The following is an 18,836-nucleotide window of genomic DNA, read 5'->3' on the forward strand; positions in this document are numbered from 1 at the left end:
ATGGCGTTAACAAAAAACGAAAGAAGACTAAGAATAAAAAGCAGAATCCGTAAGGTTGTTTCTGGTACAGAAGCAAGACCTCGATTAGCTGTTTATAGAAGTAATAAAGAAATTTATGCTCAAATTGTTGATGATGTTACAGGTAAAACTTTAGTAGCAGCTTCTTCTAGAGATAAAGACATTAGTTCTGCAAAAGGTAATAAAAGTGAAGTAGCTACATTAGTAGGTAAGTCAGTTGCCGAAAAAGCAATTAAAGCAGGAATAGATACTATTTCTTTTGATAGAGGTGGATATTTATACCATGGTAGAGTAAAATCATTAGCTGAAGGAGCTAGAGAAGCAGGACTTAAATTCTAAGAAATTATGTATCAAAAATACAAAAGCGCAGAGTTAGTAAAACCAAGTGGATTAGATCTTAAAGATCGTTTAGTTGGTGTACAAAGAGTTACTAAAGTAACAAAAGGTGGTAGAGCATTTGGTTTTTCAGCAATCGTAGTGGTTGGTGATGAAGCAGGTGTAGTAGGACACGGTTTAGGAAAATCTAAAGATGTAGCTAGTGCAATTGCAAAAGCTATTGAAGATGCTAAAAAGAACTTAGTTCGTATTCCTATCATTAAAGGTACTTTACCACACGAACAAAAAGGTAAATTTGGTGGAGCAAGAGTAAACATCATTCCTGCAGCTCCTGGTACAGGAGTAATTGCTGGTGGAGCTGTAAGAACAGTTTTAGAAGCAGTAGGAGTTCATGATGTATTATCTAAATCTCAAGGATCATCAAACCCACATAACGTAGTTAAAGCAACTTTTGATGCATTATTGCAATTAAGAAGTGCAGAAGCTATTGCTCGTGAGAGAGGAATTTCATTAGAGAAAGTTTTTAACGGTTAATATTTACAGAAATGGCAAAAATAAAAGTAACAAAAGTTAAGAGCGCAATCAACCGTACAAAAAGACAAAAGCTAACATTATTAGCTTTAGGATTAAAAAAGGTTGGTCAAACTATTGAGCACGAAGACACTCCTAATATATTAGGAATGATTAGAAAAGTTAATCACTTAGTTTCTGTAGAAGAAACTAAATAACAACATACTGAAAAATGAATTTAAGTAATTTAAAACCTGCAGAAGGTTCAGTAAAAAATCAAGGAAAAAGAATTGGACGTGGACAAGGTTCTGGAAAAGGTGGTACTGCAACTCGTGGTCACAAAGGAGCTAAATCTCGTTCAGGATATTCTAAAAAAGTTGGTTTTGAAGGTGGACAAATGCCTCTTCAAAGACGTGTACCTAAATTTGGTTTTACAAACATCAACCGTAAAGAGCACCAAGGCATTAACTTGGATACTATACAACAATTAGTTGATGATAATAAAATTAAAGATACATTAGATTTAGAAACTATCGTTTCTTTAGGTTTAGCTGGTAAAAATGAACTAGTTAAAATTTTAGGAAGAGGAGAGTTAAAAGCAAAATTAAATGTAACTGCACATAAATTTACTGCTACTGCAAAAGCTGCTATTGAAGCTGCAGGAGGAGAAGCAGCAACTTTATAAGACCAACTAAAGAATATGAAATTTATAGAAACGTTAAAAAATGTTTGGAAAATAGAGGAACTAAGAAACCGAATCATATTTACATTAGGTTTATTATTAGTTTATCGTTTTGGAGCACAAGTTGTATTACCAGGTATAGATGCTAGTCAATTAGCTAACTTACAAGATGCAACAGGTCAAGGTATTTTAGGTGTTTTAAATGCATTTACAGGAGGTGCATTTGCTAATGCATCAGTGTTTGCATTAGGTATTATGCCATACATATCAGCATCAATTGTTGTACAATTAATGGGTATTGCAATTCCTTACTTACAAAAATTACAAAAAGAAGGAGCAAGCGGGCAAAAGAAAATTACCCAAATAACACGCTGGTTAACTATTGCAATTTGTTTAGTTCAAGCACCAGGTTATTTGGCAAGTTTAGGTCCAATGTTTGGTATTCCTGATTCAGCATTTTTATTAGGTCAAGGCGGCGTTTTCTATTTCTCATCAATAGTAATTTTAGTAACTGGTTGTATTTTTGCAATGTGGCTAGGAGAAAAAATCACAGATAAAGGTATTGGTAATGGTATTTCGCTATTAATAATGGTTGGTATTATTGCTACATTACCTAAATCATTCTTACAAAATGCAGCATCTAGGTTAGATACTGGAAATAATGTAATGATGATTTTATTTGAAATAGTTGTATGGTTTGCAATTATTGCTGCATCTATCTTATTAGTTATGGCTGTAAGAAAAATAGCAGTACAATATGCAAGACGATCTGCAACCGGTGGTTATGAAAAAAATGTATTTGGTGGAGCAAGACAATTTATTCCATTGAAGCTTAATGCTTCGGGTGTAATGCCAATTATCTTTGCACAAGCTATTATGTTTGTACCAGGTTTAATTGGAGGTTCATCTTTATTAAAAGATACTTCAGCAGGACTTTGGATGCAAGCTAATTTTTCAGATATGTTTGGTTTATGGTATAATATAGTATTTGGATTATTAATAATAATATTCACTTATTTTTATACAGCTATTACAGTACCAACTAATAAAATGGCAGACGATCTTAAACGTAGTGGAGGTTTTATTCCTGGAATTAGACCAGGATCTGAAACATCGGAATATCTAGATAAAATAATGTCACAAATCACATTACCAGGTTCTATATTCTTAGCATTAATAGCTGTATTTCCAGCTTTTGTGTTTAAGTTAATGGGTGTACAATCTGGATGGGCTTTATTTTTTGGAGGTACATCATTACTAATTATGGTTGGAGTTGCAATAGATACTATGCAGCAAGTAAATTCTTACTTGTTAAATAGGCACTATGATGGCTTGATGAAAACTGGTAAAAATAGAAAAGCAGTAGCTTAATGTAAAACTTTAGAAAATAAATTAGGCAAGGTATTTGTACTAGATTTTCTAAAAAAAAATATATATGGCAAAACAAGCAGCAATAGAACAAGACGGAACAATTATAGAAGCATTATCAAATGCTATGTTTCGTGTAGAATTAGAAAACGGTCACATTGTGACAGCACACATATCTGGTAAAATGCGTATGCATTATATTAAGTTACTACCAGGAGATAAAGTAAAATTAGAAATGAGTCCTTACGATTTAACTAAGGCTCGCATAACTTATAGATACTAACAGAGATGAAAGTAAGAGCATCAGTTAAAAAAAGAAGTGCAGATTGCAAAATCGTGCGCAGAAAAGGCAGACTTTACGTCATTAACAAAAAGAATCCTAGATTCAAACAAAGACAAGGGTAATTATGGCAAGAATTGCAGGTGTAGACATACCAAAAAACAAGAGAGGAGTTATTGCTTTAACTTATATTTACGGAGTAGGTAGAAGTAGAGCACAAGAGATTTTAGCAACAGCTAAAGTAGACGAAAGCATCAAAGTACAAGATTGGACAGATGAGCAAATTGGAGCAATCCGTGAGACTGTTGGAACTTTTACTATTGAAGGTGAATTACGTTCTGAAACACAATTAAACATTAAGCGATTAATGGATATTGGATGTTACAGAGGAATACGTCACAGAGCAGGTTTACCTTTAAGAGGGCAACGTACTAAAAACAACTCTAGAACTAGAAAAGGTAGAAGAAAAACGGTTGCTAACAAAAAGAAGGCAAGCTAAAAAATAATTTAATTATTTAGTCTTTAGTATTTAGACGTTGGAAAGAATCTGTTTGAAATGATAATAGTTTAGGATTCTAGCGACTATACACTAATTACTTAGAACTATAGAAATATGGCAAAGACAAATACAAAATCAGCTAAAAAACGTAAAGTTATAGTTGAATCAGTTGGAGAAGCGCACATTACGGCATCATTCAACAACATCATTATCTCATTAACAAACAAAAAAGGAGACGTTATTTCATGGTCTTCTGCTGGAAAAATGGGATTCAGAGGTTCAAAAAAGAACACTCCTTATGCAGCTCAATTATGTGCAGAAGATGCTTCTGCCGTAGCAAAAGAAGCTGGGTTAAAAAAAGTAAAAGTATACGTTAAAGGTCCAGGAAATGGTAGAGAATCTGCTATCCGTTCAATCCATAATGCAGGTATTGAAGTAACAGAAATTATTGATGTTACTCCATTACCACACAATGGATGTCGTCCTCCAAAACGTAGAAGAGTATAATTTATACAACTTATTATAAATAATATCAGCTATATTACATAGCTGATGTTATTTTTTTGTATAAATTTGCAAACTAAAAAATAATAATCAAGTATTAATGAGAGAACTACGATTGTCGAAGGATAAGATTTAGACCTTAATTCACAATCACTCTCAAAAAAACAATTTAAAATGGCAAGATATACTGGTCCTAAAACAAAAATAGCTCGTAAATTTGGCGAGGCTATATTCGGAGACGATAAAGCTTTCGAAAAAAGAAATTACCCACCAGGACAACACGGGAATAACCGTCGTCGTGGAAAAAAATCTGAATATGCAATCCAGTTAATGGAAAAGCAAAAAGCTAAATATACTTATGGTATATTAGAAAAGCAATTCAGAAATATGTTTAAAAGAGCAACTGCAGCTCCAGGAATTACAGGTGAAGTTTTATTACAATTATGTGAGTCTAGATTAGACAACGTTGTATTTAGAATGGGAATCGCTCCTACAAGAAGCGCAGCAAGACAATTAGTATCTCATAGACATATTACAGTAAATGGCGAGTTGGTAAATGTACCATCTTACCAATTAAAAGCTGGTGATGTTGTAGCAGTAAGAGAAAAATCTAAATCTCTTGAAGCTATTGAAAGATCATTATCTAACTCAAGTAATGTATTTGAGTGGATTACTTGGAATGCTGAAACTATGCAAGGAACTTATGTAACTGTTCCTGCTAGAATTCAAATTCCAGAAAACATCAACGAGCAATTCATCGTAGAATTATACTCTAAATAATATATTAATCACATTGGTATTTAGCCAAAGGATTTATTAGTCTTCTTCAAACTTTTAAATCGCGCAACTAGATAACAATTAAAACGAAGAAAAAGTATGGCAGTATTTAATTTTCAGAAGCCTGATAAAGTAATCATGATCGATTCTACTGATTTTGAAGGTAAGTTCGAATTCAGACCATTAGAACCAGGTTATGGTTTAACAGTAGGAAATGCTTTAAGAAGAGTTTTATTATCATCTCTTGAAGGATTTGCAATTACATCAGTTAGAATAGAAGGTGTAGACCATGAATTCTCAACAATTGCAGGTGTAGTTGAAGATGTAACAGAAATTATTTTGAATTTAAAGCAAATGCGTTTTAAGCGTCAAATTGAAGATGTTGATAACGAATCTGTTTCAATCTCAATTTCAGGTCAAGATAAAATTACAGCAGGTGATTTTCAAAAATTTATTTCTGGATTTCAAGTATTAAACTCAGATTTAGTAATCTGTAACCTTGATCCAAAAGTAAGTGTAACAATGGAAATTACTATTGAAAAAGGAAGAGGTTACGTTCCTGCAGAAGAAAACAAAAAAGCTTCAGCTCCAATAGGAACAATCTTTACAGATTCAATCTACACACCAATAAAAAATGTTAAATATAGCATTGAAAATTACCGTGTAGAACAAAAAACAGATTACGAAAAGTTAGTTTTCGAAATCCAATCTGATGGTTCAATATCGCCTCAAGATGCTTTAACAGAAGCAGCAAAAACATTAATACACCACTTCATGTTATTCTCAGATGAGCGCATAACATTAGAAGCAGATGAGATTGCACAAACTGAAACTTATGATGAAGAATCTCTTCATATGAGACAGTTACTTAAAACAAAATTAGTGGATATGGATTTATCTGTTCGTGCATTAAATTGTTTAAAAGCTGCAGAAGTAGATACTTTAGGAGACTTAGTATCATTCAATAAAAATGATTTAATGAAGTTCCGTAACTTCGGTAAAAAATCTTTAACAGAACTAGAAGAATTAGTAAACGTTAAAGGTCTTAATTTCGGAATGGACTTATCAAAATATAAATTAGACAAAGATTAATTAATCATATTTTGCTCTCTAGATAATCTAGATTTGGTAGCAAGATGATAAACAAAACGTCATGAGACACGGAAAAAAAGTTAACCATTTAGGAAGACAAACAGCTCATAGAAAAGCAATGTTAGCAAACATGGCTTGTTCTTTAATAGAGCACAAACGCATCAACACTACAGTTGCTAAAGCAAAAGCTTTAAAACAATTTGTTGAGCCAATGATCACTAAATCTAAATCTGATACGACACATAACCGTCGTTTAGTATTTTCTAAGTTACGCCAAAAAGAAGCAGTAACAGAGTTATTTAGAGATGTTGCAGCTAAAGTTGGTGATCGCCCAGGTGGATACACAAGAATTATCAAATTAGGAAACCGTTTAGGTGATAACGCAGATATGGCAATGATTGAGCTTGTAGATTACAATGAAATCTATAATGCAGATAAAAAAGCTAAGAAATCTACTCGTAGAAGTCGTCGTGGAGGAAAAGCTACTGCTGCTCCAGTTGAAACAAAAGCAACTAACGAAGAAGAATAAATGTTAATAAGCATTTCATATTTAAAGGATAAACTATTTTAGTTTATCCTTTTTTTTTTGAAAATTTGCAAAACTTTTTGTTTTGCTTAAAGCAAACAAAATTACACAACTACTATAATGAAATATCAAAAATTAAAAAAAGCAATTATCCTTTTAGCAGATGGTACTATTTTTCATGGTAAAGCTGTAGGTAAAGAAGGTAGCGCATTTGGAGAAGTTTGTTTCAATACTGGAATGACTGGCTATCAAGAGATTTTTACAGACCCATCATATTATGGGCAATTAATGGTTACTACAAATGCACACATAGGAAATTATGGTGTAAATAATGATGAAGTAGAATCAGATTCAATCAAAATTTCTGGATTAATATGTAAAAACTTTAGTTACGATTTTTCTCGTGCTAATGCAGATGGTTCATTAGAAGATTTTTTAAACGAAAACAATTTATTAGCAATATCAGATGTTGATACAAGGTCACTAGTAGCATATATACGTGATAATGGTGCTATGAATGCTGTTATTTCAACAGATGTTGAAAACATAGAAGGTTTAAAAAAAGAACTAGCTAACATTCCAAATATGGATGGATTAGAATTAGCTTCTAAAGTATCTACTAAAGAGCCTTACTTTGTAGGAGATGAAAATGCAGAAATAAAAATAGCAGCTTTAGATATTGGTATAAAAAAGAATATCCTACGTAACCTTGCAAAACGTGGTGCTTATATAAAAGTATTTCCTTATAATGCTACATTTGAAGATTTAAGTTCATGGAATCCAGATGGCTATTTTTTATCTAATGGACCAGGTGATCCAGAACCTTTAGTCGAGGCTCAAGCTTTAGCAAAAGAAATTATAAAAAGAAATTTACCACTATTTGGTATTTGTTTAGGGCATCAAGTTATTGCATTAGCAAATGGAATTTCAACTTATAAAATGCATCATGGTCATAGAGGAATAAACCATCCCGTAAAAAATTTAATTTCAGGAAAAGGTGAAATTACCTCTCAAAATCACGGTTTTGCAATTAACAGAGAAGAAACCGAAGCACATGAGGATATAGAAATTACTCATGTACATTTAAACGATAATACTGTAGCAGGTATAAAAATGAAATCTAAAAATGTATTTTCTGTACAATATCACCCAGAAGCTAGTCCTGGACCACATGATTCATCATATTTATTTGATGAGTTTATAAATAATATAAAATCAAACTAATTATAAAAAAGCAATAGAAATTAAAATCTATTGCTTTTTTAATTTAACTAAAACGTTATAGCAGATTTTTTATTTAATTTTGAAGTAATTACGCATTACAACCAAGAATTAAATGCTAAATTTAAAGATTAAAAATAAATAAATTTACCAATTATGAGTATTATAATAAACGTTCACGCAAGACAAATTTTCGATTCAAGAGGAAATCCTACAGTAGAAGTTGATGTAGAAACAGAAAATGGATTTTTAGGAAGAGCAGCAGTACCATCTGGAGCATCAACCGGAGAACACGAAGCTGTAGAATTACGTGACGGTGGAGATAAGTTTATGGGTAAAGGAGTAAGTAAAGCCGTTGAAAACGTAAATACAATACTAGCCGAAGAACTTTTAGGAGTTAACGTATTCGAGCAAAACTATATAGATACCTTAATGTGTGAAATAGATGGAACACCTAATAAATCAAAATTAGGAGCTAATGCTATTTTGGGAGTTTCACTTGCAGTCGCTAAAGCAGCAGCAGCAGAGTTAGGGATGCCATTATATAGATACGTTGGAGGAGTAAGTGCTAATACACTACCAGTTCCAATGATGAATATAATTAATGGTGGTTCACATAGTGATGCACCAATTGCTTTCCAAGAATTTATGGTTATGCCCGTAAAAGCAGAAAATTTCTCACACGCCTTACAAATGGGAACAGAGATTTTTCATAATTTAAAGAAAGTATTACACGATAGAGGATTAAGTACAGCAGTTGGAGACGAAGGTGGTTTTGCACCTAACCTTGAAGGAGGAACAGAAGATGCTTTAGATACTATTAAAAAAGCAGTTGATAATGCAGGATATACCTTAGGAGACGATGTGATGATTGCCTTAGATTGTGCAGCAGCAGAATTTTATGTAGATGGAAAATACGATTACACAAAATTTGAAGGCGAAGCAGGTAAAGTAAGATCAAGTAAAGAACAAGCAGATTACCTTGCAGAACTTTCTAAAAAATATCCAATTATTTCAATTGAAGACGGTATGGATGAAAATGATTGGGATGGATGGAAATACCTTACAGAACAAATAGGAGATAAAGTTCAATTAGTTGGAGACGATTTATATGTAACAAATGTAGAGCGTTTATCTAAAGGTATAAAAAACGAAATTGCAAATTCAATACTAATTAAAGTAAACCAAATAGGAACTTTAACCGAGACTATTGCAGCTGTAAACATGGCCCATAATTCAGGTTATACTTCTGTAATGTCACACCGTTCTGGCGAGACAGAAGATAATACTATTGCAGATTTAGCAGTAGCATTAAATTGTGGCCAGATAAAAACAGGTTCAGCATCTCGTAGTGATCGTATGGCTAAATACAATCAATTAATTAGAATTGAAGAAGAATTAGGTAACGTTGCATACTACCCAAAAGAAAAAGCATTTAAAATTAAACGCTAATTACATAGCAACAATAACTTTATATTAAGCGATTATTAAATTTATAATAATCGCTTTTTTTATACTATAAATTTTATAAATATTGTAATTGTTAAAATGGTTGTTAATGAGTTTCATAAATAGCTACTTATTTTGTAATTTAGCAATCCGCAAAAACTAAGTAAATTCAAAAGAAAATATGTCAAAAACCGCTACGTTAGAAATCGACGGAAAAAAGCACGAGTTTCCTCTTATAACAGGAACTGAAAATGAAGTTGCAATCGATATAAAAACATTAAGAGCTGCCACAGGTGGAGTTACTACTATTGATCCAGGATATAAAAATACAGGATCTTGTGAAAGCGCAATAACGTTTTTAAATGGAGAAGAAGGAATATTAAGATATAGAGGTTACGCTATAGAAGATTTAGCTGAAAAAGCAGACTTTTTAGAAGTGGCCTATTTATTAATTTTTGGAGATCTACCAACAACAGAGCAGTTAGAGAAATTTCACAACGATATTAAAGAAGAATCTCATGTAGATGAAGATGTTAAAAAAATAATTGAAGCATTTCCTAAGTCTGCACATCCAATGGGAGTTTTATCTTCTTTAACTAGTGCATTAACAGCATTTAATCCATCATCTGTAAATGTAGATTCAGAAGAGGATATGTATAAAGCTATTGTAAAAATATTAGGTAAATTTCCTGTATTAGTAGCTTGGACAATGCGTAAGTCTCAAGGACAACCATTAAACTATGGTAGTAAAAATTTAGGATACGTTGAAAACATTTTAAAAATGATGTTTGAAAAACCTAATGAAGACTACAAACAAAACGATATTCTATTAAACGCTTTAGATAAATTATTAATCTTACATGCAGATCATGAGCAAAACTGTTCTACATCAACAGTAAGAATGGTAGGATCATCTCACGCAAGTTTATTCGCATCTTTATCATCAGGTATTTCTGCTCTTTGGGGACCATTACACGGTGGTGCTAACCAAGCAGTATTAGAAATGCTTGAAGCAATAAAAGAAGATGGTGGAGACACTAAAAAGTTTATGGCAAAAGCAAAGGATAAAGAAGATCCTTTCCGTTTAATGGGCTTTGGTCATAGAGTTTATAAAAACTTCGATCCTAGAGCAAAAATTATTAAGGTAGCTGCAGACGAAGTTTTAGGAGATTTAGGTATTGAAGATCCAGTATTAGATATTGCTAAAGGTTTAGCTTCTGAAGCTTTAAGTGACGAATACTTTGTAAAACGTAAGTTATATCCAAACGTAGATTTTTATTCAGGAATTATTTATAGAGCTATGGGTATACCTGTAGAAATGTTTACAGTAATGTTTGCATTAGGTCGTTTACCAGGATGGATTGCACAATGGAAAGAAATGCGTTTACGTAAAGAACCTATAGGGCGTCCAAGACAAGTTTATATTGGAGAAACTCACAGAGAGTTTACACCATTAGAAAAAAGATAATAGATTTTTAAAATTATAGAGAAAGCTTCATAAGAAATTATGGAGCTTTTTTATACCTTTACTTTATGTTAAAACTCAATGTAAAAAACGAAACATCACGGCTTAAAGCAGTTGTTTTAGGTACAGCAAAAAGCAATGGACCAACACCAAAATTAGAAGAAGCATACGATCCAAAATCTGCAGAACATATTAAAGCAGGAACATATCCTGTAGAAGAAGATATGGTTAAAGAGATGGAAGCTGTAGCTGCCGTATTAAAAAAATACGATGTACAAGTGTTTAGACCAGAACTTATAGAAAACTGTAATCAAATATTTGCAAGAGATATCGCATTTGTAATAGACGACGTTTTTGTAAAGTCTAATATATTACCAGACAGAGAAAACGAGCTAGATGCGATACAATATGTAATAGATAAAATTAATCCAGAAAAAGTTATACGTCCACCAGAAGAAGTACATATAGAAGGTGGTGATGTAATGCTTTATAACGATTATATTTTTGTTGGGACTTATAGGGAAGACGATTATTCAGACTATATAGTAGCAAGAACAAATGTTCAAGGCGTTGCTTTTATAGAAAAAACATTTCCGCATAAAAAAGTAAAGTCTTTTAATTTACGTAAATCACAAACTAACGCTCAAGATAATGCATTGCATTTAGATTGTTGTTTCCAACCAGTAGGAAAAGATAAAGCAATATTACATAAAGAAGGATTTTTAAATGAAGATGAATATGAATGGCTTTTAAATTTCTTCGGAAAAGAAAACTGTTTCATAATTACAAAAGAAGAAATGTATAATATGAATAGTAATATTTTTTCAATTTCAGAAGATGTTATTATTTCAGAAAAAAACTTTACAAGATTAAACACGTGGTTAAGAGCAAACGGTTTTACAGTTGAAGAAGTACCTTATGCAGAAATTGCAAAGCAAGAAGGTTTATTGCGCTGTAGTACAATGCCATTAATTAGAGAATAACTATTAAAATTTAGTAAATATAAAAGCACCATTTTGGTGCTTTTTTTATTCTACATTAGGAAGTTTGTAGCTTTTGTAAGCACCTAATAAACCAAATAAGGATAAGACTAAAACAACACCTTCTATAGAAATTAAAGACACTAAGGCACTTAAACCTCCAGTAACTAATAAAATTAAACCAATTACAGTATTACTTACAGATACATAATCTGTTCTTTGATTTCCTGTAGCCATATCAACAATATAAGTTTTACGTCCTAACCTAACACCACCATGCGCTACACCTAGAATAAAAAAAGCAACAGGATATATCCAGTTTATAGTTTTTAAAGTTTCAGAATAGGAAATAATTATAAAAGTAAAAATACCTAAAACCGAAGCTATTAAAACAGCTAGTGCCATAACATTTTTGCTAGATTTATCTGCTAGTTTTCCCCAAAAAGGAGAACTAATTATAGATGCGATACCTTTGGCAATAATAAATAATCCTAATAAATAACTTTCTTTACCTACATGCTTTTGTGCTAAAATAACATAATAAGGAGCCGTTAAAGCAGAACATAATAACAATGATCTTGTAATAACAAAATCTCTAAAATGAGTATCGGTTTTTAATAATTTAAGTTTAGATATAAAGGTCGTTTTGTTTTTAGACTTAGTGTTTGTTTCTCCAGGAAATTCTTTTATTCTGGAATATATTAATGCAGATACAAGCCAAGTTATTGAAGCAAAAAATATAAGATTACTATAAAACGAAACTGTAGCCTCACCATTATTAGATGTATATAAAATGTATAATCCAGCTATTAATACAAGTATTCCAGAAATAGAAACAGTATAACCTTTTAATCTACCACGTCTTGTTTTAGGAATCGTTTTACCTGTAACATCTTTAGAAGATAAAGAACAAACACTTCTAGCTAAACTAAAAATTACTATAGCTAAAATAATTAACCATCCGGCAGTAGAGCCTTTAAAATTTAAAGCAATTAAACCAATAGAAGCAATAGCTAAAAACTGAATTAAAGAACCAATAACCCACAGCCATTTTCTAATAGGTTTTGTATTAATATATTTTGCAATAGCTACCTGTGGCACCATTGATCCAGATTCTCTAATAGGAACTATTAAACTAATTAAATAAACAGGAGCGCTAACATAACTCATTAACCATGTTAATACTGTTTTAGGGTTGCTTAAAGTGTCTCCAAGTGATGTAAACGTATTACTAAAAATTATTAAAAAATAGTTTTTTGGTACATGCTTACAAGCATCATCTGTAATATCTTTACAAACACGTGTTCCTTTTTCATTATTTAATAAATTGTATAGTTTTTCAAACATGTACTAAAACTTTAAATTTTAATAAAGTGAATAAAACCAAAGGTAACTATTAGGGATTAGTAATTATAGATGTAAATTTTAATTATTATTCTTTTTTAGTCTAAAACGAAACTCTAAAATTAAGATTTGGTGTTAAACCTAGCGATTTATTTTCTACAGTTGTTAAAGAGTCGTCTTGATTAAGAATATAATATGTATTTAATATATTTTTTCTGTTAAATACATTCCAGATGGAAAGACCAACTTTTGCTCTTATTTTATTTGAAAACTTAAAACCATATGTACTAGAGAAATCGGTTCTAAAATAACTACTCAAATTAGAGTTGTTTGGCGTGTTGTAATGTATAGTATTGTCAAAAACAGGATTCTCGTTATTAGGGAAAGTTGTGGGTTTACCCGAGCGCCAATTAACTCCAAGTGCTAGTTTTAAATTATTAATCGAGTATGTGCCTGCAAAAGTAATAGCGTGAGATATATTTGTATTGTTAAAAAAATCTTGACCGTTATTTAATGTTGGAAAATTATATTTGTTATTACTAAAAGAGTAACTTAACCAAGTACTTACATTAGTAAACTGTTTGTTAATTAAAAAATCTATACCATTAATATTGTATTGTCCTACAGCATTTACATTTTGAAATTGATTTTGAAAACCTTGACTTCTAGAAGTTATACCTTCTACTTTTTTTGTAAAAAAAGAAGTGCTTACCAATAATTTATTTTGGTTATAATGTAAGCCTATAGATGTTTGTGTACTTCTAACTATTGGATTTGTGGTATTATTTGCCAATACCCAACGGCGTTTTTCTATGCCTAAAAAATCGTTTTGTCTATCTATAACTTGTGTTGCAGCTTGACTTTTAAATTCGGCTAGAAATTCTACTTTAAAATAATTTAAAATTTTCTGATTAACGCTAACTCTGGGTTCAATAAATAGTAAGTTAAAAGGTTTGTAATAATTACTTCTCGCACCAGCTTTTACATTTGTATTTCGGTTTTGTGAAGTGTAATTAAACTCACTAAATGTAGCATGAGTTTCTACTACTTTTTTAATGTTGCTATTAAATTGAGGATTATTAATATCTTCTAAATTACTTACACCAATCTCATTGTATTGATACCCAATAATCCAATTGAAATTTTCACTAAAGTCAATGGTTGTTTTAAAAGCAATACCATTATCTGATACTTCATTTTTTTGAAGTAATATTTGATCGTTAACAATATCTGCATTTATAGCATCTAATTTGTAATTAGAATAATGTAGTTTTAAATCACTACTTAATGTGCTAGACCATTTTCTTTTATAAGTAAGTCCTGTAGCTATATTTCGCTGTTTAATTTGGCTTTGCTTAGCTTGAATAGAAGTGTTTTCTAATGGGTTTTCTAAATAATCTAATGCATTAAAAATGGTTATAAAACTTAATCTTAATTTGTCTTTTTTAGAGATATCGTATAGCAATTTTGCTGCGGCATCATAGAAGTAAAACGTTTCGTTTGAGGTTAGGCTTTGCTCTTGATTTTGCATTGTGTTATTCACTTCAACATCTTGGAATATACGATCAAAATATTGTTTATATGTTGGTGTTTCAGCCACATCTGTAATAGAGCGTCTTCCTGCAATTTGTAGTTCTAAATTATCCTTAAGTTTTAGTTTCGCAAAAGCATCGGCTTGAATTAAATCAACTCCAGCACCAAAGCTACTATTGGTGTTAATTTCGTTATCTAGTTGCATATCTATAGTACTAGATACGCCATCGCCATGAATAGCACTTGTTCCGTTTTTTGATATAACAACTTCATTAATTAAATAAGGATTAAAAGCAGATATTAAACCAAAAAAGTGACCAGATTGATACATTTTTATATCGTCCCAAAGTATTAAGTTTTGATCGTGTGTGCCACCTCTAACGTTTAGGTTAGAGACACTTTCGTCTATACTTAAAACACCAGGAAGTGCTTGTATAGTTTGTAAAATATCAGGTTCTATAAGTCCTGGTAAAATACCAAACTCGTTTGGTTTTACTATAATTTCTCCTGTTTTGTTTTGCTCTATACCACTAGTTAAATAGTTGTTTAAGTAAACTTCTTCTAACTGTTCTATTTTTTTGCTACTGGTTTTGGGTTTGTTAATTGCAACAAAGCGGCTATTAATAATTTTAAAATCTAACCCAGATTTAACTTCTAAATAGGTTAGTGTATCGTTATAAGAAAGTGTGTTTAAAGGCGCTTCAATATATAGGTCTTGTATAGCTTTATCTATGTAAGTAAAGCGTATGCCAAACCTTGTTTCTATAGTTTTTAAAATTGTTGCAAGCGGTTGTTTTTCAGTATCTATAGTTTGAGAAAAACTACTGTTTATACTAAAATAAAAGAGAAATATTAAGAGAGTAGTCTTAAAGTTATTACTCACGCTTTAGCGATATCTTGTTACTATTTTTAGTGTAAGTTAAGTTTAGAGGCAAAGCAATTGCTTTTAGTGCAATATCTATATTGTCATGCCCAAAACTTCCTGTAAATAGCTCGTTAGTATTAACATTAGTAACGTTTATACTAACGTTATATTGCCTTTCAAACTCTGCTATTACTTGACTATATGGCATGCTCTTAAAAGCACTTTCGTTATTAATCCAGTAAGGAGATTTTTCAGAAACGGTAGTGTTTTCAATATAATTTCCGTTTAAAATTAAAAAACGATCGCCTGGTTTTAAAATTTGCGAATGTTTATCGCTTATTACTTTTACACTACCTTCATAGCAAGTAACTTCAAAAATATTATCTCTATTTTTTATATTAAATTCTGTACCTAATACTGTAACGGAACCAGATGTTGTATTTACAGTAAATTTCTCTCCTTTAGACACTTTAAAATATGCTTCACCATTTAACGCTAATTGTCTTTCTGTTTTCCAATCACTTTTATTATAAGCTATTGTAGAAACCGCATTAAGTTTTACTTGAGAGTTATCTGGTAAATTTAAATTTTCTTTTTGGGCAATTTGAGTGTTAATGTTAGTATCTAAATTATAATTATAAAAATAAAAACCAACACAAATAGCAATAATAGCAGCTATTCGTAATATAGGTTTTAGCCACGTATTTTTTTGCTTACGTTTTTGTTTTAAGGTAGTGTTTAGTTTTTCTAATTCAATATTAGAATTAAAACCATCTGCCTTGAAATATTGCAACGCAGTATCAATCTTAATCAACTCATTATAATCTTCAAGCTTTTTAAAAGCTTCAAGTTCTTGTGGATTAAGGTTGTTATCTAACCATTTTTTTATTAAATCTTCTCGTTTCATAATATCTTATCAACCATATAACAACTTAATGTTTTAAATTCCTACCTACTAAAAATTAATAACTTAGTATTATAATTCGTTTATATCTTCTCTAAGTTTTTTTAGCGCACCATAAATGCGTTTTTCTACAGCTTTTCTACTTATTCCTAATAGGTCTGCAATTTCTTTATGTTTTTTACCTTCAACACGATTCATCATAAAAGCAGTACGTTGTGCATCGGTTAATTTACTAAGTGCTATTTGTAATTTTTCAAGGTATTGTTTTTCTTCTAATACAAATTCTGGAGACTCGTTAGTATGGTGTTTCGGTTTTATTTTTTGATGTTTTAAAACTATTTTATAATGCTTTGCTTCATTTAACATTAAATTATTAGCAATAGTAAATAGGTAACTTTTTGCTTTTTCTGGACTAACTTTTTTACAATTTTCCCAAAGTTTAATAAAAGCATCTTGTGTTTTATCTTTTGGGTTTAAATGGTCTCCAAACTTATAATACAAGAAATTATATAAATCTTTAGAGTGCTTTTTAAATAAAGCATTAAATCTAAATTCATCACATATATTATCATGTAGCTTTTTTGGCATATTATATTTTTAATACGTTCTAAATGTAAAAAAAAACAAATACAGAGTTAGGAATTTTTTAAAGTAAATTGTTTTAGCAGTAAATAGTAGAAAGCAAACAAACTTTAAAATTAACAAGATTATGATTATAAGCTTAATTAAAAATACTTTAAAATATGTTGCCGTTTTAGTTGCAATTTTATGTTGTTTTCTTTCATGTCAAGATGAAATTACCCAAATTTCTTCGCCTAACGATCAAGAAACAATTACACAAAACTCTAACCTAGCTATCTTATTACAAAATACAGCTACACTTGATGGTTCTATAGATAATATACTAGATAGTGCAAATTGTATTTTAATTAATTTACCAGTAACAATTACGGTTAATGGCGTAGAAGTTATTGTAGAAAATGAAACAGATTTTGAAGTGATTGAAACACTGTTTAATGAATTTACTACAGATGATGATACAATAGAATTTTTATTTCCTATAGTAATAACATTAAATAACTACGAAGAGATTGAAATAGCAAATGAAACAGAATTAGAAGCTTTTATTTCAGATTGTGCTGGAGAAAATGAAAATGATGATGATATAGAGTGTATCGATTTTCAATACCCAATTACATTTTCAATTTATAATGCAGATTTTCAAATTACAGAAACAGTAGAGATAGAAAATGACGCAGCTTTATATAATTTTATAGATAATTTAGAAAATGGCGTTTTAGCAAGTTTAAACTTTCCAATTACTATGGTTTTAAGCAATGGTAATACAGTTGAAGTAAATAGTAATCAAGAACTCGAAATTATAATAAATGAAGCCGAAGACGATTGCGATGAAGATGATGATTACGATTGGGAAGATGATGATGAAAATGAAACTCCTTTTAACTGTTTTCAAGATCTTGAAATAGTAGAATGCGATACTACTGGTTTTGGAGAATATAATTTAGAGTCTATATACCAAGACTGTTTAAACGACAATGTTATAGTCACTTATCATGAAACAATTGTAGACGCTCAAACAGCAGTAAATCCATTAACAGTAGTCTATTTTAATGCCACATTAAGCAATACATACTATGCAAGAGTAGAATTACTAGAAGATGGAACTTTCCAGACTTATCAAATAAATTTATTGGTAGAAAGTTGCGTTTCATCATGTACAGAAGTTGATGTAGATAATTATTTAGTAGCATGTATTTGGAATGTGGTTAACTATAATGGTAGTGACGATTTAATTGTTTACAACCTAGATTTTAATAGTAATGGAACATTATTAATAACAGCAAACGGTCAAACCATAACATCAACATGGTCAACTAGTGAAACAAACGATGGTGTTTGGGTAACCTTTAATAGTGTAAATGGTCCAAATATTCAAGCCATTTCTGGAAACTGGTTAATAACAGAATGTGACCCAGACCGTTTAGAAATGAATCAAGAAAATAATACCATGGTTATAGAGCAAGATTGTATAGATAATGGTATGTGTACAGAGCAAGATGTAGATGCAATATTAAACGATTGCGAATGGACAATAACCAATTACGCAGGAGATTCTAGTTTTAGTATTTTTAATATTAGCTTTAATGCAAATCAAGAAATGATAATAGAATCTACTAACGAAAATTATACAGGACAATGGACAACCTCTCAAACAGGAAGCGGAGAAGTAATTGTTAACTTATCTAATATAACAGGAGGAAATGTACAAATTATAGAAGGAGAATACATAGTAGTAGAATGTACTGCAAACCAAATGATATTTCACGATGTTAGTAATAACGGGAACGAATTAGTTTTAGAAAAAGATTGTAATTAATTTAAAAATTAAAGTAATGCCATAATTACTTTTTTTAGTTAGTTTTTAAGTAAAAAGAGCTGCCATTTTTGGTCGCTCTTTTTTT

The 18,836-nt window shown here is 30.7% G+C and carries 21 protein-coding genes; 17 read left to right on the forward strand and 4 right to left on the reverse strand.

Annotated features, from left to right (window positions below; translation table 11 throughout):
- The 16 genes from rplR to BM549_RS09250 all read left to right on the forward strand — a co-directional run bounded on the left by rplR (nt 1) and on the right by BM549_RS09250 (nt 11,710).
- Nucleotides 1–357, forward strand: a complete 357-nt coding sequence (gene rplR, locus BM549_RS09175) for a 50S ribosomal protein L18 (protein ID WP_290469989.1) — start codon at nt 1–3, stop codon at nt 355–357.
- A gap of 6 nt (nt 358–363) precedes the next feature.
- Nucleotides 364–888 carry a 30S ribosomal protein S5 gene (gene rpsE, locus BM549_RS09180; protein ID WP_013869027.1) on the forward strand — a complete coding sequence of 175 codons (525 nt, stop codon included), beginning with the start codon at nt 364–366 and terminating at the stop codon, nt 886–888.
- Between the two features lie 11 nt (nt 889–899).
- Complete coding sequence (rpmD, locus tag BM549_RS09185; RefSeq protein ID WP_013869026.1) at nt 900–1,082, forward strand: 50S ribosomal protein L30; 183 nt, start codon at nt 900–902, stop codon at nt 1,080–1,082.
- Between the two features lie 14 nt (nt 1,083–1,096).
- Nucleotides 1,097–1,549 (forward strand): 50S ribosomal protein L15, encoded by a 453-nt coding sequence (rplO, locus tag BM549_RS09190; RefSeq protein ID WP_013869025.1) that lies wholly within the window; start codon nt 1,097–1,099, stop codon nt 1,547–1,549.
- A 15-nt stretch (nt 1,550–1,564) separates the two neighbouring features.
- Nucleotides 1,565–2,917 (forward strand): preprotein translocase subunit SecY, encoded by a 1,353-nt coding sequence (secY, locus tag BM549_RS09195; protein ID WP_290469990.1) that lies wholly within the window; start codon nt 1,565–1,567, stop codon nt 2,915–2,917.
- A gap of 64 nt (nt 2,918–2,981) precedes the next feature.
- Nucleotides 2,982–3,197, forward strand: a complete 216-nt coding sequence (gene infA, locus BM549_RS09200) for a translation initiation factor IF-1 (protein WP_007094967.1) — start codon at nt 2,982–2,984, stop codon at nt 3,195–3,197.
- Between the two features lie 5 nt (nt 3,198–3,202).
- On the forward strand, nt 3,203–3,319 hold the full coding sequence (gene ykgO / locus BM549_RS09205; RefSeq protein ID WP_013305171.1) for a type B 50S ribosomal protein L36: 117 nt from the start codon (nt 3,203–3,205) through the stop codon (nt 3,317–3,319).
- Between the two features lie 2 nt (nt 3,320–3,321).
- Nucleotides 3,322–3,693 (forward strand): 30S ribosomal protein S13, encoded by a 372-nt coding sequence (gene rpsM, locus BM549_RS09210; RefSeq protein WP_290469991.1) that lies wholly within the window; start codon nt 3,322–3,324, stop codon nt 3,691–3,693.
- 114 nt (nt 3,694–3,807) lie between these two features.
- A complete protein-coding gene (gene rpsK / locus BM549_RS09215; protein ID WP_290469992.1) occupies nt 3,808–4,200 on the forward strand; it encodes a 30S ribosomal protein S11 in 393 nt (130 codons plus the stop codon).
- A 171-nt stretch (nt 4,201–4,371) separates the two neighbouring features.
- Nucleotides 4,372–4,977 carry a 30S ribosomal protein S4 gene (rpsD, locus tag BM549_RS09220; protein WP_290469993.1) on the forward strand — a complete coding sequence of 202 codons (606 nt, stop codon included), beginning with the start codon at nt 4,372–4,374 and terminating at the stop codon, nt 4,975–4,977.
- A gap of 96 nt (nt 4,978–5,073) precedes the next feature.
- Nucleotides 5,074–6,066, forward strand: coding sequence for a DNA-directed RNA polymerase subunit alpha (locus tag BM549_RS09225; RefSeq protein ID WP_290469994.1), 993 nt, complete (start codon nt 5,074–5,076; stop codon nt 6,064–6,066).
- 61 nt (nt 6,067–6,127) lie between these two features.
- A complete protein-coding gene (gene rplQ / locus BM549_RS09230; protein ID WP_290469995.1) occupies nt 6,128–6,595 on the forward strand; it encodes a 50S ribosomal protein L17 in 468 nt (155 codons plus the stop codon).
- Nucleotides 6,596–6,712: 117 nt separating this feature from the next.
- Complete coding sequence (gene carA / locus BM549_RS09235) at nt 6,713–7,816, forward strand: glutamine-hydrolyzing carbamoyl-phosphate synthase small subunit (protein ID WP_290469996.1); 1,104 nt, start codon at nt 6,713–6,715, stop codon at nt 7,814–7,816.
- A gap of 153 nt (nt 7,817–7,969) precedes the next feature.
- Nucleotides 7,970–9,265 carry a phosphopyruvate hydratase gene (gene eno / locus BM549_RS09240; RefSeq protein ID WP_290469997.1) on the forward strand — a complete coding sequence of 432 codons (1,296 nt, stop codon included), beginning with the start codon at nt 7,970–7,972 and terminating at the stop codon, nt 9,263–9,265.
- Between the two features lie 178 nt (nt 9,266–9,443).
- Nucleotides 9,444–10,730 carry a citrate synthase gene (locus BM549_RS09245; protein ID WP_290469998.1) on the forward strand — a complete coding sequence of 429 codons (1,287 nt, stop codon included), beginning with the start codon at nt 9,444–9,446 and terminating at the stop codon, nt 10,728–10,730.
- A 65-nt stretch (nt 10,731–10,795) separates the two neighbouring features.
- Nucleotides 10,796–11,710: a dimethylarginine dimethylaminohydrolase family protein gene (locus BM549_RS09250; protein ID WP_290469999.1), complete on the forward strand. Its 915-nt coding sequence runs from the start codon at nt 10,796–10,798 to the stop codon at nt 11,708–11,710.
- A 45-nt stretch (nt 11,711–11,755) separates the two neighbouring features.
- Here BM549_RS09250 and BM549_RS09255 read toward each other — a convergent pair whose 3' ends face one another.
- The 4 genes from BM549_RS09255 to BM549_RS09270 form a co-directional block, all read right to left on the reverse strand.
- On the reverse strand, nt 11,756–13,054 hold the full coding sequence (locus BM549_RS09255) for an MFS transporter (protein WP_290470000.1): 1,299 nt from the start codon (nt 13,052–13,054) through the stop codon (nt 11,756–11,758).
- 100 nt (nt 13,055–13,154) lie between these two features.
- A complete protein-coding gene (locus tag BM549_RS09260) occupies nt 13,155–15,467 on the reverse strand; it encodes a TonB-dependent receptor (protein WP_290470001.1) in 2,313 nt (770 codons plus the stop codon).
- Nucleotides 15,460–16,356: a FecR family protein gene (locus BM549_RS09265; RefSeq protein ID WP_290470002.1), complete on the reverse strand. Its 897-nt coding sequence runs from the start codon at nt 16,354–16,356 to the stop codon at nt 15,460–15,462. Before BM549_RS09265 ends, BM549_RS09260 begins: the two co-directional genes overlap by 8 nt.
- A 69-nt stretch (nt 16,357–16,425) precedes the next feature.
- On the reverse strand, nt 16,426–16,941 hold the full coding sequence (locus tag BM549_RS09270) for a sigma-70 family RNA polymerase sigma factor (protein WP_290470003.1): 516 nt from the start codon (nt 16,939–16,941) through the stop codon (nt 16,426–16,428).
- A 121-nt stretch (nt 16,942–17,062) separates the two neighbouring features.
- On the opposite strand from BM549_RS09270, the gene BM549_RS09275 reads away from it, so the two are divergent.
- Nucleotides 17,063–18,751: a hypothetical protein gene (locus tag BM549_RS09275; RefSeq protein ID WP_290470004.1), complete on the forward strand. Its 1,689-nt coding sequence runs from the start codon at nt 17,063–17,065 to the stop codon at nt 18,749–18,751.
- Nucleotides 18,752–18,836: the final 85 nt, after the last annotated feature.

The organism is Lacinutrix sp. MedPE-SW (assembly GCF_001874145.1).
Classification (GTDB): Bacteria; Bacteroidota; Bacteroidia; order Flavobacteriales; family Flavobacteriaceae; genus Lacinutrix.